General features: G+C 39.8%; 17 protein-coding genes, 1 tRNA gene and 1 pseudogene. 10 read left to right on the top strand and 9 right to left on the bottom strand.

The genetic code is table 11. From position 1 onward, the window contains the following. Positions 1-79: 79 nt before the first annotated feature. Positions 80-2,332, top strand: coding sequence for a sensor domain-containing phosphodiesterase (locus tag FPK91_RS04065; protein WP_144208343.1), 2,253 nt, complete (start codon positions 80-82; stop codon positions 2,330-2,332). Positions 2,333-2,400: 68 nt separating this feature from the next. On the opposite strand, the gene FPK91_RS04060 is transcribed toward FPK91_RS04065, so the two are convergent. Then, positions 2,401-2,820, bottom strand: a complete 420-nt coding sequence (locus FPK91_RS04060; RefSeq protein WP_144208340.1) for a secondary thiamine-phosphate synthase enzyme YjbQ — start codon at positions 2,818-2,820, stop codon at positions 2,401-2,403. A gap of 398 nt (positions 2,821-3,218) precedes the next feature. Next, entirely contained in the window at positions 3,219-4,334 is a 1,116-nt protein-coding gene (gene ald / locus FPK91_RS04055; protein WP_144208337.1) for an alanine dehydrogenase, read from the bottom strand. A 177-nt stretch (positions 4,335-4,511) separates the two neighbouring features. On the opposite strand from ald, the gene lrp reads away from it, so the two are divergent. The 6 genes from lrp to serS all read left to right on the top strand — a co-directional run bounded on the left by lrp (position 4,512) and on the right by serS (position 11,783). After that, the gene (lrp, locus tag FPK91_RS04050) at positions 4,512-5,018 is read left to right on the top strand and encodes a leucine-responsive transcriptional regulator Lrp (RefSeq protein WP_076537850.1); all 507 of its coding nucleotides are present in this window, start codon (positions 4,512-4,514) and stop codon (positions 5,016-5,018) included. A 257-nt stretch (positions 5,019-5,275) separates the two neighbouring features. Beyond that, positions 5,276-8,059 (top strand): DNA translocase FtsK, encoded by a 2,784-nt coding sequence (locus FPK91_RS04045; protein ID WP_144208334.1) that lies wholly within the window; start codon positions 5,276-5,278, stop codon positions 8,057-8,059. A gap of 64 nt (positions 8,060-8,123) precedes the next feature. After that, a complete protein-coding gene (lolA, locus tag FPK91_RS04040) occupies positions 8,124-8,762 on the top strand; it encodes an outer membrane lipoprotein chaperone LolA (protein ID WP_144208331.1) in 639 nt (212 codons plus the stop codon). A 5-nt stretch (positions 8,763-8,767) separates the two neighbouring features. After that, complete coding sequence (locus tag FPK91_RS04035; protein WP_144208328.1) at positions 8,768-10,099, top strand: replication-associated recombination protein A; 1,332 nt, start codon at positions 8,768-8,770, stop codon at positions 10,097-10,099. Further along, positions 10,092-10,478, top strand: coding sequence for a fluoride efflux transporter CrcB (gene crcB / locus FPK91_RS04030; protein ID WP_405127336.1), 387 nt, complete (start codon positions 10,092-10,094; stop codon positions 10,476-10,478). The genes FPK91_RS04035 and crcB overlap by 8 nt, the downstream gene beginning before the upstream one ends. 18 nt (positions 10,479-10,496) lie before the next feature. After that, positions 10,497-11,783 carry a serine--tRNA ligase gene (gene serS, locus FPK91_RS04025; protein WP_144208325.1) on the top strand — a complete coding sequence of 429 codons (1,287 nt, stop codon included), beginning with the start codon at positions 10,497-10,499 and terminating at the stop codon, positions 11,781-11,783. A 140-nt stretch (positions 11,784-11,923) separates the two neighbouring features. Here the strand turns inward: serS and FPK91_RS04020 are convergent, their stop codons facing one another. From FPK91_RS04020 to punR, 6 genes are all read right to left on the bottom strand, one after another. Further along, on the bottom strand, positions 11,924-12,262 hold the full coding sequence (locus FPK91_RS04020) for a TusE/DsrC/DsvC family sulfur relay protein (protein WP_144208322.1): 339 nt from the start codon (positions 12,260-12,262) through the stop codon (positions 11,924-11,926). Beyond that, positions 12,256-12,546 carry a sulfurtransferase complex subunit TusB gene (gene tusB, locus FPK91_RS04015; protein WP_144208319.1) on the bottom strand — a complete coding sequence of 97 codons (291 nt, stop codon included), beginning with the start codon at positions 12,544-12,546 and terminating at the stop codon, positions 12,256-12,258. The genes FPK91_RS04020 and tusB overlap by 7 nt, the downstream gene beginning before the upstream one ends. Next, the gene (gene tusC / locus FPK91_RS04010; protein WP_144208316.1) at positions 12,546-12,902 is read right to left on the bottom strand and encodes a sulfurtransferase complex subunit TusC; all 357 of its coding nucleotides are present in this window, start codon (positions 12,900-12,902) and stop codon (positions 12,546-12,548) included. The genes tusB and tusC overlap by 1 nt, the downstream gene beginning before the upstream one ends. Positions 12,903-12,935: 33 nt before the next feature. Next, positions 12,936-13,325 (bottom strand): sulfurtransferase complex subunit TusD, encoded by a 390-nt coding sequence (gene tusD, locus FPK91_RS04005; protein WP_144208313.1) that lies wholly within the window; start codon positions 13,323-13,325, stop codon positions 12,936-12,938. Between the two features lie 98 nt (positions 13,326-13,423). Then, complete coding sequence (locus tag FPK91_RS04000; RefSeq protein ID WP_144208310.1) at positions 13,424-14,083, bottom strand: Bax inhibitor-1/YccA family protein; 660 nt, start codon at positions 14,081-14,083, stop codon at positions 13,424-13,426. Between the two features lie 256 nt (positions 14,084-14,339). Continuing rightward, positions 14,340-15,242, bottom strand: a complete 903-nt coding sequence (punR, locus tag FPK91_RS03995) for a DNA-binding transcriptional activator PunR (protein ID WP_144208307.1) — start codon at positions 15,240-15,242, stop codon at positions 14,340-14,342. A gap of 126 nt (positions 15,243-15,368) precedes the next feature. On the opposite strand from punR, the gene punC reads away from it, so the two are divergent. Then, complete coding sequence (punC, locus tag FPK91_RS03990) at positions 15,369-16,631, top strand: purine nucleoside transporter PunC (RefSeq protein ID WP_144208304.1); 1,263 nt, start codon at positions 15,369-15,371, stop codon at positions 16,629-16,631. A gap of 90 nt (positions 16,632-16,721) precedes the next feature. Continuing rightward, positions 16,722-16,812: transfer RNA gene (locus FPK91_RS03985), tRNA-Ser, on the top strand. Positions 16,813-17,620: 808 nt separating this feature from the next. Here the strand turns inward: FPK91_RS03985 and FPK91_RS03980 are convergent. Further along, positions 17,621-18,588 (bottom strand): annotated as a pseudogene (locus FPK91_RS03980) (integron integrase). Positions 18,589-18,905: 317 nt separating this feature from the next. Here FPK91_RS03980 and FPK91_RS03975 point away from each other — a divergent pair. Further along, a complete protein-coding gene (locus FPK91_RS03975) occupies positions 18,906-19,835 on the top strand; it encodes a hypothetical protein (RefSeq protein WP_144208301.1) in 930 nt (309 codons plus the stop codon). Positions 19,836-19,873 lie beyond the last annotated feature (38 nt).

Below are 19,873 nucleotides of genomic sequence, written 5' to 3'. Positions count from 1 at the left end.
TGCATTTGTCCCGGATTGTGAATAATCTTCTATACTAAGTAGTTATAAAGTATCAATGAACATTATTACAAGGACGTTTATGGATAGCGGGCAGTGTTTTACGTCAGACTCTGAAAACTTTGAGGTGTTAACGCATCGTTCAACGAGTAATGAACGCTATAGCCAAATACTTTCTATGGTGTTGGCAGGCTCCCCACTTGGTGAAATTCTCCACTCCCTTGTTTTATCTATTGAAGCCCAAAAAATTGGTACTAAAGCCTCCGTGTTGTTAATTAGTAATGATAAAAAACGACTATTAACAGGTGCCGCGCCCAGTTTACCCGAAGAGTATAACCAAGCCATTCATGGGGTAGAGATAGGCCCAGAGGTAGGCTCATGTGGCGCAGCAGCTGCGACAGGCAAGCGACAAATTGTTGAAGATATAGCGACCCACCCAAACTGGGCATTGTATAAAGAGTTACCGTTAAAAGCAGGTTTAAAAGCCTGTTGGTCAGAACCTATCATTGATTCAGAAGGTGAAGTACTGGGTACTTTTGCCATGTATTATGATACTAAGAAATCTCCTTCAGCCCTCGACCTTGAGCTTATACAAGAAGCAGCTCGTTTAGCCAGTTTATCTATTGAACGCAGTCAAGGACTGCACCTCCAGCGTTTAACCAGCAAAATATTCAGTAAATTGCCTATGGGTTTACTTATTTCTAACGAATCCAAATCTATTTTATTCGTTAATCCCATGTTCAAAACCATTACACAGGATTACACGGCTGGTGCGGATTTGTTTGATGCGAGAACGTTTTTTGCTGCTTCAGAACCTTCTGATTTGTCTTCTTTGTTCAAAAATATCCAACGGGGTAATACATGGCAAGGGGAGTTAGTTGGCCTAAAAGATAATGGGCAAACCTTTGATGCAGAAGTCACTGTCACCACATTTAGAGATTATCACGCTGAGCAAAACTGTTTCTCATGGCTAATTACAGATATCAGCGATCATAAAGATGCTAACAAGCTGATTCACTTTCAAGCAAACCATGATGCGTTAACGCGTTTATCCAACAGACGTTATTTTTTAGATAAAATTTATGATTATGTATGGCAACATGAGAAAGAAAAGAAAGGCCATGCAACGTGTCAGGTTTTATTGATGGATATCGATAACTTTAAACAAATAAATGACAGTTTAGGGCATGAGAGTGGTGATAATTTACTGATTGAAGTTGCCCTTAGACTAAATCATTTATTTCCACAAAACAGTACTTTTGCACGAATAGCTGGGGATGAGTTTGGTGTCTTTCTACCCGGTAAACTAACTGCCTCAGAGCTTAGCGACATCGCTAGAGATATAAACCAAGCAGTAAGCGACACATACACCATTAATAACAATAGTATCCATGCAACCATGAGTATTGGTATTTCTCGCTATCCGGAAGATGCTACCGTGGTCGAGTCATTAATTAATTGTGCCAGTCAGGCAATGCATGACGCCAAGTTAAAAGGTCGTAATGGTTATCAATTCTTTAATCAAAGCATGCAACAAAGTGCTGAACGCACAGCTTTCTTACAAATGGAGATGAATAAAGCTATCTCTGAAGAGGCATTCGAAATATATTATCAACCTATTGTCTCGGCCGATTCGGGTAAAGTGAAATCTGCTGAGATGTTATTGCGTTGGAATTTAAATGGTGAGTTTATTTCTCCAGAGGAGTTTATTCCCATTGCAGAGAAGTCGGGACTCATCGTTTCAATTGGAAAATGGGTGCGCCATCAGGCACTCACTATGCTGAAAGAATATTTAGAACTTGGCAAGCCAATTGCCTTATCCGTCAATGTCTCTACCTGTGAGTTTTTAACTGATGACTTACAGCAACAGTTCATTCAGTTTTTTGAAGAAAGCCGGCATTCTAAATCACTATCAGGTTGCCCATTACATTTGTTGACCCTCGAAATAACAGAGTCTCTGATGATGGATCAATTTGAAAACGTGGAGATATTATTGACCCGATTAAGAGAGTGGGGCATTAAAATATCGGTAGATGATTTTGGTACAGGTTACTCGTCGTTATCTTACCTTGCTAATTTCCCAGTGGATCAAATTAAAATCGACAAAGCCTTCATTCAAAAAATTGAACAAGGCCCTCGTCACCGCGCGTTAGTTGAAGCGATTGCGAGCATGAGTAAAGCGCTAGATTTGTCAGTAACGGCGGAAGGTGTTGAAACTGAAGCCCAGTTAGACTTTGTCAAAAGTAATCATGTTGATGCCATTCAGGGGTATTATTATTACAAACCAATGCCTAAAAGCCAATTTATTAAACTACTTGAGCAACAAGCGCAATAAAGCAGGTTAATAAATGCGTTAAGTACTGAGTTAGCATCAGCTGCTAATTATATTAGCAATCATCAAAATCACTCACCATTCAACGTAATCAGCAATTGCCTACTACCACCATGATTGCGATGTTCACCTAGATAAATGCCTTGCCAGATCCCCAACGCTAATTGACCTTGAGATATAGGTAGCGTTAATTCACAACCAAGTAAACTGGCTTTTAAATGAGCCGGCATATCGTCGCTGCCTTCGTATGTATGAATATAATAGGGCTCATTCTCAGCTGCCACTCGATTAAAGTATGATTCAAAGTCTTGTCTTACACTAGGATCTGCATTTTCATTAACAGTGATTGAAGCTGAGGTGTGTTGCAATAATATGTGCACCAAGCCAACGTCAAAATTCGATAATTCTGGTAGCTGAAACAGAATTTCATCAGTAATTAAATGAAACCCTCGTGGCCTTGCTTTTAAGGTAATACTCTTTTGAATCCACATATTTTAGACACTGATTAATGAGATTAATATGTCTAAATTGTAGAGTGTTTTACTGATTTATCCAATAGTCATAAACACCAGTATAAAAAAGTTAAACAGCATAAAATTCTTTTGGATAAAAATCAATATTAGTTTTTGCGAATATAGCTGACAAATAAGCTGAAGCCCATACTTATAAAGGGGTGTAGCGGTTTTGTGAAATATGTTTGTAAAATTGAGTGTAGTCGGCAGTCTTGTAGCTGTAGCAGGTTTTTATTGGATTTTGCTGAGTGAAAAACAATCAAAAACTGGTTTTAGTGTGAAAAATAGCCTACTGATACAAATTGTCTCATTTGATTTTTGATACAAAAAAGCCGCTCATTGAGCGGCTGTTAGTATGTATAAATTATGCTTGCAGCTTAATTTAACATGCTTTTTGGTTCTGTAAATTCAAGCTCTAAAGCTTCAGCTACTTCCTTACAAACTAACTTTCCATGAATAGCATTTAGGCCATTTAGTAAGTGTTTATCTTGAAGTAATGCAGACTTATAACCCAAGTTTGCCAGCTTGATAATGTATGGAAGCGTTGCATTATTAAGTGCAAATGTAGAGGTGCGAGCAACCGCGCCTGGCATGTTCGCAACACAGTAATGAACCACATCATCGATGATATAAGTTGGGTCTTGGTGAGTCGTTGCATAAGACGTTTCAACACAACCACCTTGGTCAATTGCAACATCAACAATGGCACTGCCTGGCTTCATACGAGTAATCATATCGCGAGTGACAAGTTTAGGCGCAGCAGCACCAGGAACCAGTACACCACCGATGACTAAATCAGCTTCTATCACATGACGTTCGATAGCATCAGCAGTTGAATAAATTGCTTTAACTGCTGAACCAAATTGAACATTAAGACGACGTAATGCATCAATGCTTCGATCAAGTACAACAACGTCAGCGCCCATGCCTACTGCCATCTGCGCTGCATTAGTACCAACCATACCGCCGCCAATGATGACAACTTTAGCTGGTTCAACACCGGGTACGCCACCCAGTAACATACCACGTCCACCCAATGATTTTTCCAGTGCGCGAGCACCTGCTTGGATAGACATACGGCCAGCAACTTCTGACATTGGAGCGAGTAATGGCAGGCCACCACGGTCATCAGTTACGGTTTCATAAGCGATACAAACAGCCTTACTTTTTAGCAAGTCTTCAGTCTGTGGCATGTCAGGTGCAAGGTGTAAATATGTGAATAAGATTTGGTCTTCACGTAGCATTGCACGTTCAACAGCTTGTGGTTCTTTTACTTTCACAATCATGTCTGATTGTGCAAACACTTCTTCCGCAGTTTCTAAAATAGCGGCACCAACATTTAAATAATCTTGGTTAGTAAAACCAATGCCCATACCTGCATTAGATTGAACAAATACATCATGGCCTTTAATCGTTAATTCGCGAACGCTTGAAGGAACCATACCTACACGGTATTCATGGTTTTTGATTTCAGTAGGGATACCAATAATCATTTTGAGCCTCTATTTGATTTTACTCGTTCGTGACGAGACATAGTTATTATATTCTATTACCTGAACGTGCTTATTTCAGGGAAGTCTAGTATAGTGCCCAAGACGCAGTTTATGCTGCTAAACTTTACACATTAAAAGATTAATATGTTGTTTTTGTGCTAAAGCAAGGTTAATAATATGGCAAATAATAAGAAAAATTCTGTAAAAGATTTAGATCGGATTGACCGTAATATCCTGAATGAACTTCAAATTGATGGTCGCATATCAAACGTGGAGTTATCTAAACGAGTAGGGCTAAGTCCAACTCCTTGTTTGGAGCGAGTAAAGCGTCTAGAGAAACAAGGTTACATTAATGGCTACACTGCATTAGTGAACCCTCATTATCTTGGTGCATCTTTACTTGTCTTTGTGGAAATAACGTTAACTCGCGATACACCCGATATTTTCGAGCGCTTTAATAAAGCCGTTCAGTTGTTAGATGATATTCAAGAATGTCATTTGGTTTCTGGTGACTTTGATTATTTATTAAAAACACGCGTTTCTGATATGTCGGCATATCGTCGTTTATTAGGTGAGACTTTACTTAAGTTGCCATCAGTTTCTGATACTCGTACTTATGTAGTCATGGAAGAAGTTAAACAAACCAATAAAGTGGCATTAAATTTATTGGCTGATACCTACTAAACTTTGTGACTAAAAAAAATAAAGGGCATTGCCCTTTATTTTTTTGCCAAAATTTTACCCATCCCCATCAAAATGCATTCCATTGCGCCTTAAATTTAATCAAGGTTATCCAGGATTAAAAATAATTCATGCCTACAGGCATCTAACTGAAAACATTAGGTTGAGCTTGGTATCCTCGCGTTGCATAATCACTGCATACATATTGATATTCTGTTATTATTATCATTCTTTTTTAATTCATATTTGGATGTTTTCGTTTGTCTCAGGGAAATAGTCTTCAAACACTTAGTGGCCTTCAACGCCTTTTAGAAGGTGGATTGATAATCTGTTGCATGACAGCAACTTATATTCTTCTAGCACTCAGCAGCTTCGATCCAAATGATCCTGGCTGGAGTCAGTCACATTTTCAAGTTGAGATTAATAATCTAACGGGTGCCGTTGGCGCGTGGACAGCGGATGTGCTGTTTTACTTCTTAGGTTTTATTGCTTTTCTTATCCCCATAATCATTGCCTCGACAGGTTGGTTCGTATTCAATCGTACTCACAAGCTATTCGAAATTGATTATTTCTCCGTAGGTCTAAGAATTATTGGCTTTTTGTTGATGGTTTTTGCGCTTGCAGCTTTAGCGAGTATGAATGCCGAGGATATTTATGTGTTTTCCGCTGGCGGTGTAGCGGGGGACGTTATAAGCCAAGCGATGTTGCCTTATTTTAATAATCTCGGTACCACATTACTGTTACTTTGTTTCATTGGTGCCGGTTTCACACTTACCACGGGTATTAGCTGGCTGACAATTATTGAAAGCACTGGGCTAGCGACTATCTGGTGTATTAAAAAGATAATCAGTATCCCGAGTTATTTTTCTGGCTCTCGTGAAACTGAAGATACTCGTGGCTTCATGACAGTGGTTGATAAGTTTAAACAAGATCGCCAACTTGATTCTGAACAAGATAAACATACAGTTGATTCTGACGAAGCTATTGATGAAAATACTATAGAAATAGAAGAAGAGAAGCCTTCAATTTTTGCGCGGATAAAATCTAAACTTGCCCCAAGTCGAACAGAACAAGAATCAGATTTCTACTCTGATAGCAGCGCCGATAACGGCTCTGAAAAAGATGAAAACATTGATATCAATCTCAATACTGAATCTAATAATCATCATAATATTGACCCAGACACAGCGACTCAGGCAGCGTCTGACACTAGTAGTGTGGCGAGCAATGGCCGAATAGAGCCTAAAATAATGTCAGCTAATGTCGATGATGTTGCGGAAGAGGTAACCCCACCTTGGGTTGCTTCTGGTGATGCACCAGCGGTTGATTTTACCCCAGTGAATCATTCCGAACATAATATCGCTCAAACAAATACCAATGATCCTTTAGATGAAGCGTTCGACCAAACCCATTCTACCGGCGCTCTCACTCAATCGCAGCAACAGAAAGTGGCTCCTAAAGCGCCCGAACAGGCAAGGATTGTTGAAGGTGTAGTGATACTTCCGGGTCAAGAGCCACAATTGGTTTACGGCCAATCTCAAGTAGAAATGCCGCCGCTGCCAAGCATTACCTTATTGGATGTGCCAAACAGAAAAGAAAACCCTATTACCAGAGAAGAGTTAGATGTTGTCGCCAGATTAGTGGAAACCAAGCTGGCTGATTTTAATATCGTTGCAAATGTCGTTGGTGTGTTCCCAGGTCCTGTGGTGACTCGTTTTGAACTAGAACTCGCTCCAGGTATTAAAGCCTCTAAAATTACCAATTTATCAAAAGATTTAGCCCGTTCACTGTTAGCTGAAAGTGTCCGCGTTGTTGAGGTTATTCCGGGTAAGGCCTTTGTTGGTCTAGAGCTTCCTAATAAGTTCCGTGAAACGGTATTTATGCGTGATGTTTTAGATTCTAAGACCTTTGAAGAAAGTAAATCAGACTTATCAATGGTGTTAGGTCAGGATATTGCGGGCGATCCCGTAGTAGTTGATTTGGGCAAAATGCCGCATTTACTTGTGGCAGGTACAACGGGTTCGGGTAAATCAGTTGGTGTGAATGTGATGATCACCAGTATATTATATAAATCTGGACCTGATGATGTGCGCTTCATCATGATCGATCCAAAAATGTTAGAGCTTTCAGTTTATGGTGGTATCCCACATTTACTTTGTGAAGTTGTGACCGATATGAAAGAAGCCGCTAACGCTCTGCGTTGGTGTGTGGGTGAAATGGAACGACGTTACAAATTAATGTCGGCGCTTGGGGTACGTAACCTTAAAGGCTATAACACTAAAATTAGACTGGCTAAAGAAGCGGGTGAACCGATAGTTGACCCATTATGGAAGTCATCAGAGAGTATGGATGAGCAAGCGCCAGAGCTTGAAAAACTACCTTCTATTGTTGTCGTTGTAGATGAATTCGCCGACATGATCATGATTGTCGGTAAAAAGGTTGAAGAGCTCATTGCACGTATTGCTCAAAAAGCCCGTGCGGCAGGAATACATTTAATTCTAGCAACCCAACGACCTTCTGTTGATGTTATTACTGGTTTGATTAAAGCGAACGTACCAACTCGTATCGCATTCCAAGTATCATCAAGAATTGATTCGAGAACCATCTTAGACCAGCAAGGTGCAGAAACGCTTCTTGGCATGGGTGATATGCTTTATTTACCGCCTGGAACCAGTGTTCCTATCCGCGTTCATGGTGCTTTCATTGACGATCATGAAGTACATAAAGTGGTTGCAGATTGGCACGCTCGCGGCAAACCGCGTTATATCGAAGAAATTCTTAACGGCGTGAGTGATGGTGAGCAAGTATTATTACCAGGTGAAACTTCCGAGACCGAAGATGAAACCGATCAGTTATATGATGAAGCCGTGGCTTTTGTAACGGAAACACGCAGAGGCTCAATCTCCAGCGTTCAACGTAAATTTAAAATTGGCTATAACCGCGCAGCACGTATTATTGAAATGATGGAATCCCAGGGTATTGTTAGTACTCAAGGCCATAACGGTAATCGTGAAGTACTAGCGCCACCGCCACCAAGAAATTAAGCGTAAGCATTGAAGCTGTTTATAGATTGCCATTAAAACGAATAAGTAAGTATTAGGATATTTTATGAAAAAGCATTTGGGTGTAGTGACCGCATTGACACTATTGTTGTCAGCCAATGTACTTGCTGATGATTCAGAACAGTTACGTGAACGATTAATTAACGCTGATTCATTAAAAGCAGACTTTAGCCAACAAGTTACCGATATCAATGACAAAGTGATTCAGTCAGGAAAAGGCGTTTTTGCGCTGGCTTACCCCAATAAATTTTACTGGCACCTTACTGAACCAGACGAGTCATTAATTGTTGCTGATGGCAAAGATTTATGGATTTTTAATCCTTTTGCCGAAGAAGTAACAGTAATGGATTTCTCTGATGCTATTGATGCATCGCCCATGGCGTTACTCGTGCACCGAGATGAAAAAACCTGGTCACAATATAGTGTCGAGCAGGTTCAACCTGAATCAGGCAAAGCTTGTTATTTGATCAAACCTAAAGCGGTTGATAGCAGCGTTGTAACAGTAAAGGTATGCTTTAATGATACCCAGCTAACAGATTTTAATTTGTTAGATGAGCAGGGTAATCACAGCCAATTTATGCTAACTAATCAGACCGTGGTAGCAGCAGACGAAGCCAAGTTGTTTGAATTTACTGTACCTTCAAACGTCGATATTGATGACCAACGTTCAAGCGTTGCTCAATAAATACTATGGCTAATTTAGGTTTCGACTTCGCCCCAGATTTTCGTCCTTTAGCCGCAAGAATGCGTCCAAGGGAGATAAGCGAATACGTTGGTCAACAACATTTGCTTGGTGAAGGTCAGCCTTTAAGGCAAGCGCTTGAAGCCAATAGAGCTCATTCAATGTTGTTATGGGGCCCGCCAGGAACCGGTAAAACAACCTTAGCTGAGCTTGTGGCACATTATGCCAATGCCCATGTTGAACGAATTTCTGCAGTTACATCAGGTGTTAAAGAAATTCGCGCCGCGATTGAGCAAGCCAAAGCGGTAGCGCAAAGTCGAGGCCAACGCACGTTATTGTTTGTTGATGAAGTACATAGATTTAATAAAAGCCAACAGGATGCTTTTTTACCGTTTATCGAAGATGGAACGGTCATATTTGTCGGCGCGACCACTGAAAACCCATCTTTTGAGCTAAATAACGCCTTACTTTCAAGAGCAAGAGTCTACTTAATCAATCGATTAGACGGCGATGATATAGCAGCGATTATCAATCAAGCATTAACAGATACTGAACGTGGATTTGGCAAGCGTGGCTTTACTATTGCTGACACAGTTATGCAGCAGTTGGCTTCAATCAGTGATGGCGATGCCCGCAAAGCATTAAATTTATTAGAGTTGATGAGTGATTTGGTGGCCGATAATGGCGCATTTACTCAAGAAATGCTCACGCAAGTTGCCGGTCATCAAATGGCGGCTTACGACAAAAATGGTGATCAATTTTATGACTTGATCTCAGCGGTACATAAATCCGTTCGAGGTTCAGCGCCTGACGCCGCTTTATATTGGTATTGCCGTATTCTTGAAGGCGGCGGCGACCCATTATATGTCGCCCGTCGATTGCTTGCTATTGCATCTGAAGATGTGGGTAATGCCGATCCAACCGGAATGAATATTGCCCTTAATGCATGGGATTGCTATCACCGAGTTGGGCCTGCTGAAGGTGAACGTGCCATTGCTCAAGCGATTGTTTATTTAGCCAGCGCACCTAAAAGTAACGCTGTATATACTGCATTTAAAGCTGCAAGAGTACTTGCCAGTGAAACAGGTCATGAATCCGTGCCTGATCATTTGCGTAATGCCCCCACTCAATTAATGAAAAACATGGGTTTAGGGGCTGAGTATCGTTATGCCCATGATGAATCTGGTGCATACGCCTCGGGTGAGAATTACTTCCCAGAATCAATAAAAGACAGCCAAGTATATTACCCAACAGACCGTGGTTTTGAAAAAAGAATAAAAGATAAATTAGCCTATTTAGCAGAGCTTGATAAGACAAGTGAGGTAAAACGCTATGATTAGCTTGACCAATGTCATGTTTGTGGCTCTTGGTGGTTCAATTGGGGCAGTTTTTCGCTATCTAATCTCAATTTTTATGCTTCAGCTATTTGGAAGCAGTTTCCCTTTTGGTACACTGTTAGTCAATATATTGGGATCGTTTCTGATGGGTATTGTTTATGCCATCAGTTTAGAGACAACTCACCTCAGTCCAGAAATAAAAGCCATGGTTGGTGTTGGACTGTTAGGCGCTTTAACGACATTTTCAACTTTTTCCAATGAAACATTATTGCTGCTGCAAGAAGGACTTTTTGTAAAAGCAATTCTCAACGTGTTGTTGAACGTCATCCTATGTATCTTCATGGTGTATGTCGGACAGCAGCTAGTATTTTCTCGCATTTAACTATTAAGAATATAAAACATGTTAGATCCAAAATTTTTGCGTAACGAACTTGAAGTCACAGCTGAGCTGTTAGCCAAGCGTGGGTTTATCCTTGATATTAGCCGTCTAACTGCTTTAGAAGAAAAGCGTAAGTCGCTACAAGTGGCAACAGAAGAATTGCAAGCATCCAGAAATGCAATTTCTAAGTCCATTGGTCAAGCAAAAGGTCGTGGTGAAGATGTCAGTGAAATCATGGCAAAAGTCGGAGACTTAGGTTCTCAACTGGATGCGAAAAAGACTGAGTTAGCTGAATTACTCGCTGAGTTAAATGGTATTGCGATGAGCATGCCTAACTTACCCGATGATGCTGTACCAGAAGGCGCAGATGAAAATGATAACGTTGAAGTTCGAACTTGGGGCACACCTGGTAAATATGATTTTGAAGTAAAAGATCATTTAGACTTAGGCGAAGCGTTAGATGGATTAGATTTTAAGAGTGCTGTAAAAATTACCGGTTCTCGTTTTATTGTCATGAAAGGCCAAGTTGCTCGTTTAAACCGCGCGGTTGGGCAATACATGTTAGATCTTCATACTGAAAATCACGGTTACGCAGAAATGTATGTACCGTTATTAGTCAATGAAGAAAGCTTGTTAGGTACAGGTCAGTTGCCTAAGTTTGGTGAAGACTTGTTCCACACCAAACCTGCCACTGAAGAAGGCCAAGGCTTAAGCTTAATACCAACAGCAGAAGTACCACTCACTAACATGGTGCGTGATACTATCGTAGATGAAGCTGATTTACCGCTTAAAATGACGGCGCTAACGTCATGTTTTCGCAGTGAAGCGGGATCTTATGGTCGTGACACTCGCGGCCTTATCCGTCAACATCAGTTTGATAAAGTTGAACTGGTGCAGATTGTTAAAGCTGAAGATTCAATGAATGCCTTAGAAGAGTTAACAGGTCATGCTGAAAAGGTGCTTGAAGGTTTAGGCCTACCATATAGAACTATGCTTTTATGTACCGGTGACATGGGTTTTGGCGCTTCAAAAACTTACGATTTAGAAGTATGGTTACCGGCGCAAAATACTTACCGTGAAATCTCTTCTTGTTCAAACATGAAGGACTTCCAAGCGCGTAGAATGCAAGCACGCTACCGTGGTGTAAATGATAAGAAGCCAACACTGGTTCATACACTAAATGGTTCTGGTTTAGCGGTAGGTCGTACAGTGGTAGCTATCCTTGAAAACTACCAAAATGCTGATGGTTCAATTACGATCCCAGAAGTATTACGCCCATATATGCGCGGCCAAGAAAAAATCGGTTAATGTTAAAGTTGATTAACTCTTAGCTAGGTATAATTGAGTTTGATTAATCTAGCGCACAAAAAAAACCAAACGTGAGTTTGGTTTTTTTGTGCCTGAATATGGCTAGACAGGTTAAAGCGTCTTAGGGTTACAGATTCAGATTAAAGGCATTTAGCCGGCTTTGGTAATCCAGCGACTTTAGTGGCCTGTTTGGCTGGTCCAACAGGGAAAAGAGTATAAAGGTATTTTGAATTACCTTTATCCGGCCCTAATGCTTGTCCAATGGCCTTAACCAACACGCGTATTGCCGGGCTGGTTTTATATTCAAGGTAAAAATTGCGCACAAAGTTGACCACTTCCCAATGTTGCTCAGTGAGAACAATATCTTCACTTGCCGCCAGAATAACAGCCATTTCAGGTTGCCAATCAGACACATTTTTTAAATAGCCTTGAGCATCAACTTCAATTTTTTGCCCATTAAATTCAATTGAATTTACCAAGTAATCACCTTCGTGTGTTGCAGTGTTGCCAGTACAAACTGGTCATAGTCAATAATTGAAATATTAGCGGATTTAGGTAAACGCTGACTTAATCCACGCGCCTCTATATCTTCAATTAAGATGTAAATTTTAATATCTTGCAGCCTTTGATGCCATTCAAGCTGCAATAGACAATTAATGGCATCGTCAGCAAGGATAATCGAGTCTTCTAGGCCAATGTATCGTAAACAACAATTAAGCGCGTTATCCGTGGTCGTAGAGGTCTGTATTTGATGTAATATCATTAGTAAACCACCACTTCATCACTTTGTGCTAATACTTGCTGTATATCTGTTGTTGACGCTAACTCGGCTTCAAAATTAAAGTCATCTTGTTTAAGGCCAAATTGTTTTGCTGACTCTTGGCAAACCAATACCGTTTCAATGTCGTATAAATTTAGTGCTTTAAAGGTTGAAAGGTAATCTTTACTACCAACTAATTCAGGTTGTTGGTTTTTAACAAGATGTAACACCGCTTCATCTGTAAACACCACACTAACTTGTTGCTCGAAACTGGCACTGAGTAAGGCAAAATCTAACCCTTCACGGCTGGCACTATTACCGATTGGGCTGTGCCTAAAAATGACGCAAATTTGTTTCATATTGTTATCCTGATAAACCCGTTAAGAGCATCATTAAAAGCAGACTAATCTGTCAGAAGTTTCAATGCCAGTGACGAGTTCGCCCAAGCCGCCCATTTCAAATGGATCACTTGAGTTAAACTGTGATTTAGCATTTTCAGTGGCTTCTTGCTCAGAGATAACCCCTCGGCGCAGTGCTGCAGAGACGCAATTAATTAATTGAATATCAAACTCAGAGGCAAGGTTTTTCCATGCTTGATGCAAATCATGCTCGTCAGAAGCAGGGCATATTAAATGGCTACTATTAGACACCCCGTCTTGATAAAAGAAAATACGGGTCACTTCGTGGCCTAATGACAATACACTCTCTGTAAAGCGCAGGGCTCTAAAGCTCGCCGTTGAGCCGTAAACCGTACCATTAACTTGGATAATAAATTTATTCATAACAATAAAAAATGGCTCCTGTAAGGGAGCCATTTTAGCGTAGTAAGTTGATTAATCACAAGGTCAGAACCAAATGAATCATCAAGTTAACTTAACGCCTAGTCATCATTACCCATACCCATTAAGTGTAGTAGGGCCATGAATAAGTTAATGAAGTTTAAGAATAATGAAATAGTTGCACGAATATAGTTCGTTTCGCCACCATTTACGATACGGCTTGTATCATAAAGAATTAAACCAACCATTAGCATTGCTACAGCAGCTTGAATAGCCATAAATGCAACACTGTTACCAACAAACATGTTGATAAGTGAAGCGCCGATAACAACAATCAGACCAGCAAAAAGGAAGCCGCCCATAAAGTTGAAATCTTTCTTAGTGCTAATTGCATAAGCTGATAAAGAAATGAAGATAACTGATGTTAAACCAAAAGCTTGCATAATAAGCTCTGGGCCATTAGCTAAACCAGCATAGTGGTTTAGAATGTAACCAAGAGACGCGCCTTGCATACCAGTAAAGGCAAAAACCCATGCTAAACCCGATGCATTATCTGCTTTCTTTAAGGTAACCATCATAACAACGATACTACCTAGTGATAGACCGATTGACATAAAAGGACCAATGTTCATCATCATAGCCACACCTGCCATTACAGCAGCAAAGGCTAATGTCATAGACAAAAGCATGTAGGTATTTTTGATAAGTTTGTTGGTTTCCATCGTCGTAGCTTGATGGCCCGACAAAGTTTGTTGATTCATAACAGTCTCCATAGACTCAAAATAATTGTAATGAGGTCATTTTTCTCATTACAAAGTGGTACTTTATAAATGACTTAAGTTGATAATACCTTAGCTTTGCTACAGCTTAAAGACTTAACGTAATACTATCTACGCTAGCTAATACTTATTAACTAACTATTGGCTTAAATTGACGCTATCTATTCTTTTTACTAAACAAAGCTGAAGTTAACATTAAATGTCACTCAAAATATCGTTAACTTTCATTAATCATTTTTTACGCTAGCCATTCAGCATGCAGTTTATCTGTATCGCCTAGATATTCTAGCACCCACTCTAAAGCAGGAGACATTTTCTCTTGGTTCCAAGCTAAGCAACATGGACTGGTATTTTTAGGGTGTTCTAATGTCTTTTCAATCAAAATACCTGAATCAATAAACGGTTTAGCGAGATTGCGTGGCATATAACCAATGCCAGAACCATCTCTAAAACAGTTAAATGCTCTAATCCAATCAGGGACAACTAAGCGGCGTTGATTAGCTAATAGCCAGGTTGTTCGTTTAGGTATTTCTCTTGAAGTATCTTCTAAGCAAATTGAAGGATAGATACGTAATTCATTATCCGTTAGTGGACGATCAATATCAGCAAGAGGGTGATTTTTGCTGACTAGAAATGACCACTCAATATCACGCATATCTTTATAGTTAAACACACCACCGACAGGTATAGCCGTAGTTGCACCGATGGCGATATCACTGCGTCCAGTGGCTAATGCTTCCCAAACACCGTTGAATACTTCAATGCGGATAATAAGTTCAACATCATCAAAATGGCGATAAAAATCAGCAATAAGCACACTGATACGATCAGCACGAACAATATTATCTAATGCTATAGATAACGTTGGTTGCCAACCATTTGCCACTCGTTGAGTGCTGCGTTTTAAGTCGTTCATGTCAGACAGAAGCTCTCTGGCATGAGCAACAAAATGTTTGCCCGGCTCAGTTAAACTGACGCTACGATGATGCCTTTCAAACAAAATGACACCAAGCTCGTCTTCGATTTGTTTTACGGCATAACTTACGGCTGATGGAACTTTATGCAATTGATTAGCAGCAGCCGTGAAACTTCCGACACGTGCGACAATATCAATCATTTCCAATGCTTGCTCTGAAAGCATAAATTGCGATCCTTTGCTGTGAAAAATTATGAAAGCAGTCATCAAAAGTAAACGTTTCACAATGCTTTTGCAAGTGATTAGACTGCACGCTGATTTTTACTTAAGCTCAATTCGGACATTTTTTTCATGAACAAAGCATCATCAAACACTGCTAACTTGCAGTACTTTATTTTACTCGGTTACTTAGCGTTGCTAAGTATGTTGGGCTTTATTGCCACAGATATGTACCTACCAGCATTTCAAAATATTGCAGACTCTTTTGATACGAGTCTGAATAATGTCGCATTTTCGTTGACGACATTTTTAGCGGGTTTAGCTATTGGTCAACTATTATACGGCCCTATTGTTGAAAAAATAGGTAAACAAAAAGCACTAATTTTAGGTTTAGTTATTTTTGCCGCTGCAAGTGGACTCATTGTTGCTAGTGATTCAATTGTTATGCTCAATATTGCCCGTTTCTTCCAAGCATTAGGTGCATGTAGTGCTGGCGTAATTTGGCAAGCCATTGTGGTCGAAAAATATGATGCTGAGAAAGCACAAAAGGTGTTTTCAAACATTATGCCTTTAGTGGCCTTGTCACCAGCGGTTGCTCCGCTAATAGGTGCATCAATCGTCAATGCCTTTGGCTGGCGCGCAGTGTTTATAACATTAGTTATTTTAGCTGCAATTCTTATTGTGATGACCAAATGGTTAGTAGCGCCTGAGAATAACAAAGCAGAACCACAGGAAAGCATCAGCTATAAATCAATTCTCAAAAATACGCGTTTCTTAGGCAACGTAGTCATTTTTGGTGCTTGTTCTGCCGCATTCTTTAGCTACTTGACAGTATGGCCAAGTGTGATGATTAAATACGGCTATGAAGCACAAGCGATTGGCTTAAGCTTTATTCCACAAACCATCATGTTTATTGTTGGTGGCTATATGAGTAAGTTGCTAGTGAAAAAGTTTGGAACCACACTGGCGCTTAAATATTTACTTGTGTTGTTCTTCTTGTGTGTCGCAACAATTGCCTTGGTAACCTTAGTCATTCCTGTGGATTCGATTTACCCACTATTAATTACTTTCTCATTTTTAGCTGCGGGTAACGGCGCTATTTATCCACTTGTAGTGAACAACGCTTTGCAGCAGTTCAGTAAAAACGCGACTAAGGCTGCAGGGTTACAGAACTTCATTCAAATTGGGATGGCGTTTGGTGCATCAAGTATCGTTGCTATTTATGTGCAATATGCTGAAATGACCATTGGTTTAGGTATCGTATTGAGCGCAGTTGTTGTGTACCTAGGCTACTTATTATCAAAGCATGATAGTTGGGATTCCGTTAAAGGCAACTTTGTAGAGCCAGATCCTGCCCGCATCGCCTTACATGCCGATAAAAACAGCGTAGATTAATATAAATATGTCAAATAATAGTCAAACGGCCATTTTTCTTAAATTACTACTTTACAGAAAACATCGTTAAGACTATTATCTTCGGCGTTCGGAGAGATGGCAGAGTGGTCGAATGCACCGGTCTTGAAAACCGGCACGGGTTTATAGCCCGTCTAGGGTTCAAATCCCTATCTCTCCGCCATATTCAAGACGAAAGGCTCATCAGAAATGGTGAGCCTTTTTTCGTTTCTGGGTAGTTTGAACCCAAGGGTTCCTATTTCCAAAGTACGCTATCTCACCGCCATATTTAGAAAAGTCCGTTACGAAAGTAACGGGCTTTTTGCTATTTAAAATTTGTAACTTATAGCAACTGGTTTATAGCACCTCAATGTAGGGTTCAAACTCATTTCTCCGCCATATTCAAGACGAAAGGCTCATCAGAAATGGTGAGCCTTTTTTCGTTTCTGGGTAGTTTGAACCCAAGGGTTCCTATTTCCAAAGTACGCTATCTCTCCGCCATATTTAGAAAAGCCCGTTACGAAAGTAACGGGCTTTTTGCTTTCTAGAATTTACTGATGTGAACAACAGGTTTATAGCACCTAAATGTAGGGTGCAAATCCCTATCTCACCGCCATATTTAAGACGAAAGGCTCATCAGAAATGATGAGCCTTTTTTCGTTTAGTCGTTTGATTCAAGTGAATTTGAACCTAAGGGTTCCTATTTCCAAAGTACGCTATCTCTCCGCTATATTTAGAAAAGCCCGTTACGAAAGGAACGGGCTTTTTGCTTTCTAGAATTTACTGATGTGAACAACAGGTTTATAGCACCTAAATATAGGGTACAAATCCCTATTTCACCGCCATATTTAAGACGAAAGGCTCATCAGAAATGATGAGCCTTTTTTCGTTTAGTCATTTGATTCAAGTGAATTTGAACCTAAGGGTTCCTATTATAGAAACACGCTATCTCTTCGCCATATTCAAAACGTTATGCACTATTCTGTTTAAGTTTAATCACTCAGCATATCAAGGGGGCTTGATGTACCCGAATAATGTTGACCAAGCACATGAGTATAAACCTGAGTGGTGTTAACATCATTGTGGCCTAATAATTCCTGAACCGTGCGTATATCTCTGCCCGCTTGCAATAAGTGTGTCGCAAAGCTGTGCCTAAAGGTATGACATGTCACACGTTTGGTTATTGTTGTTTTGCGAACAGCTTTAGCCAATGATTTACGTATGACACTGTGATGCAAATGATGTCGGCAAAGTGTTCCTGTATAAGGATGATTGACGACAGTTGTAGAAGGGAATATAAACATCCATCCAACTTGTTTAAATGCACTTGGATACTTTCGTTCTAGTGCGTTTGGTAAAGAAGGGCCTACACCAATAAGATTGTCTTTTCGTTGAATCTCAATAGCACAATCAATGAACGCGCTGAGCTTGCTGATACATTTTTGACTCAGAATGCTTTGCCTGTCTTTCTTACCTTTACCGTTTCGAACCGTTACCGATTGATGCTCTATATCGATATCTTGTATTCGCAAAGCTAAACACTCTGAAATACGCAAGCCACTGCCATATAACATTTCAATAATAAGGCGATCGCGGCCTTTCATTTCACTTAATAGCATTGACACTTCTACGGTTGATAACACAGTAGGAAGTTGCCTTTGCTTACTTGCATAGCGAAACCCTAAATCACCTAACTCTTGTTTTAAGTGTTTATGGTAAAGGTAAACTAATGCATTGAGTGCCACTTTCTGTGTATTGATAGCGACATGGCGTGAGTTTGCAAGGTAGCTAAGAATTGTGCTACTTCAATTGCTCCCATAGTGTCAGGATGACGTTTATGCTGGAAAATAATGAATGCTTTAATCCAATATAAATAGGCTTTTTCGGTTCTTATGCTGTAACCGCGCATTCGCATATTGCTTTGAACTTGATTGAGAAAAGGACTTGATAATTGTTTCATGTCAAATAACTCGTAAGCTGTATGTATACACAGTATTATTTATTTTGAACAATATTCAAGTAAGAAAATGATTGTTTTGTGCGCGTTTATACTTGTGCCTTTTTATATTGTCACATATTATCAACCGCTTAATGTGCTGTTTTCATAAATAATAGGCAAGAAAAATGCGCATGCGCATTTACCAAGAAGTGTATTGGCTACAATGCTAGCTTTTACAATCTTTTCAGATAATTAGGTGTGCGCGTATTTACTGGTCTAATGAGGTAAATGCGCATGCGCACTATACAAATGTTAGGCATTAAGGGTAGGCTCGGTTTATGTCAAAATTTCAAGTAGGTTTTATTTATTGCCGAAGCTTTATACAAAAAAGTTTAGAATTACCTTCAGGGGTCAAAGTTTCACCTTTATCTAAAACAGGGTTCGAAGGTGAAATCAAGGACATAAGAAGTAGGCTAGAAGCTGCACGGTTTAACTTTACGAGAAAAGACCTACAGAATACATTAGCTAATTTTGAGAATACTGGTCATTGCACTCTTATAACATTCCCCGTTGTAGAGGCTGATGACTTTATTGGCGCAATTGAAAGTAAAGAAAGTAATGCTGAAAATATAATTGGTGCACTTTCGGTTATAACGGCTAACCCTGCAACACCTTTATGTGCTTTTGCTAAATCAACAAATAACTCAGGAGCCAAACTCTTCATTCCTCAAGATCGAGTTATTCGGCATGGTACAAATATTCCAGGGTTCTTGGATGCATTCCCTGAACTTGAGAAAAAGGCATCAGAAGATACTAAGTTTTCACTTTTGCTCCGGCTATTCAGGTCTTCACTGAGAGAGCGGGAAATTGATAATCAAATACTTTTCCAATTAATTTTATTAGAGGAAGCATCTGATGGTGAAGTAGGAACACTCGCTGAGAGGTTAAGAAATTTTGCTACTAACACTGGATTTCTTGGTGATTTAGCTATTATTGCAGCAGAATGCGGTGTCATATTACCTGAAGGAAAAGATGTAATAGATCTGTTGGTTAAACTTAGGAATGCATCGGCACATAATGGCAATATTTCAGAAGCTACACTTCAAGAATATAATGGCAACTGGGTTATCCCGATATTGGCCAACAAAGACAACCTCCATAAACTGATTACAGAATCAATCAGGTATATGTTTTGTTGCTTAGTCGGCCACAATCGTGATGCAATGGCAATGAAAGTAAGCGGTTCTATAAAAATCGAGTTTAATTAATGCCTAACAAGAAATTAAACAAGGACAAAAAACAGTTG

It is taken from the genome of Shewanella donghaensis (assembly GCF_007567505.1).
GTDB lineage: Bacteria > Pseudomonadota > Gammaproteobacteria > Enterobacterales > Shewanellaceae > Shewanella > Shewanella donghaensis.
The sequence above is the reverse complement of the archived record's forward strand: the minus strand, read 5'-3'. Positions and strand labels throughout refer to the sequence as shown.

What these genes read in the sequence shown, in the direction of transcription:
- lrp (WP_076537850.1), top strand. Translation starts at nt 4,512, where the DNA reads ATGGCAAATAATAAGAAAAATTCTGTAAAAGATTTAGATCGGATTGAC.
- tusB (WP_144208319.1), bottom strand. Translation starts at nt 12,546, where the DNA reads ATGATATTACATCAAATACAGACCTCTACGACCACGGATAACGCGCTT.
- punR (WP_144208307.1), bottom strand. Translation starts at nt 15,242, where the DNA reads ATGCTTTCAGAGCAAGCATTGGAAATGATTGATATTGTCGCACGTGTC.
- crcB (WP_405127336.1), top strand. Translation starts at nt 10,092, where the DNA reads ATGATTAGCTTGACCAATGTCATGTTTGTGGCTCTTGGTGGTTCAATT.
- FPK91_RS04035 (WP_144208328.1), top strand. Translation starts at nt 8,768, where the DNA reads ATGGCTAATTTAGGTTTCGACTTCGCCCCAGATTTTCGTCCTTTAGCC.
- FPK91_RS04065 (WP_144208343.1), top strand. Translation starts at nt 80, where the DNA reads ATGGATAGCGGGCAGTGTTTTACGTCAGACTCTGAAAACTTTGAGGTG.
- punC (WP_144208304.1), top strand. Translation starts at nt 15,369, where the DNA reads ATGAACAAAGCATCATCAAACACTGCTAACTTGCAGTACTTTATTTTA.
- lolA (WP_144208331.1), top strand. Translation starts at nt 8,124, where the DNA reads ATGAAAAAGCATTTGGGTGTAGTGACCGCATTGACACTATTGTTGTCA.
- ald (WP_144208337.1), bottom strand. Translation starts at nt 4,334, where the DNA reads ATGATTATTGGTATCCCTACTGAAATCAAAAACCATGAATACCGTGTA.
- tusC (WP_144208316.1), bottom strand. Translation starts at nt 12,902, where the DNA reads ATGAAACAAATTTGCGTCATTTTTAGGCACAGCCCAATCGGTAATAGT.
- serS (WP_144208325.1), top strand. Translation starts at nt 10,497, where the DNA reads ATGTTAGATCCAAAATTTTTGCGTAACGAACTTGAAGTCACAGCTGAG.
- FPK91_RS03975 (WP_144208301.1), top strand. Translation starts at nt 18,906, where the DNA reads ATGTCAAAATTTCAAGTAGGTTTTATTTATTGCCGAAGCTTTATACAA.
- FPK91_RS04000 (WP_144208310.1), bottom strand. Translation starts at nt 14,083, where the DNA reads ATGAATCAACAAACTTTGTCGGGCCATCAAGCTACGACGATGGAAACC.
- tusD (WP_144208313.1), bottom strand. Translation starts at nt 13,325, where the DNA reads ATGAATAAATTTATTATCCAAGTTAATGGTACGGTTTACGGCTCAACG.
- FPK91_RS04060 (WP_144208340.1), bottom strand. Translation starts at nt 2,820, where the DNA reads ATGTGGATTCAAAAGAGTATTACCTTAAAAGCAAGGCCACGAGGGTTT.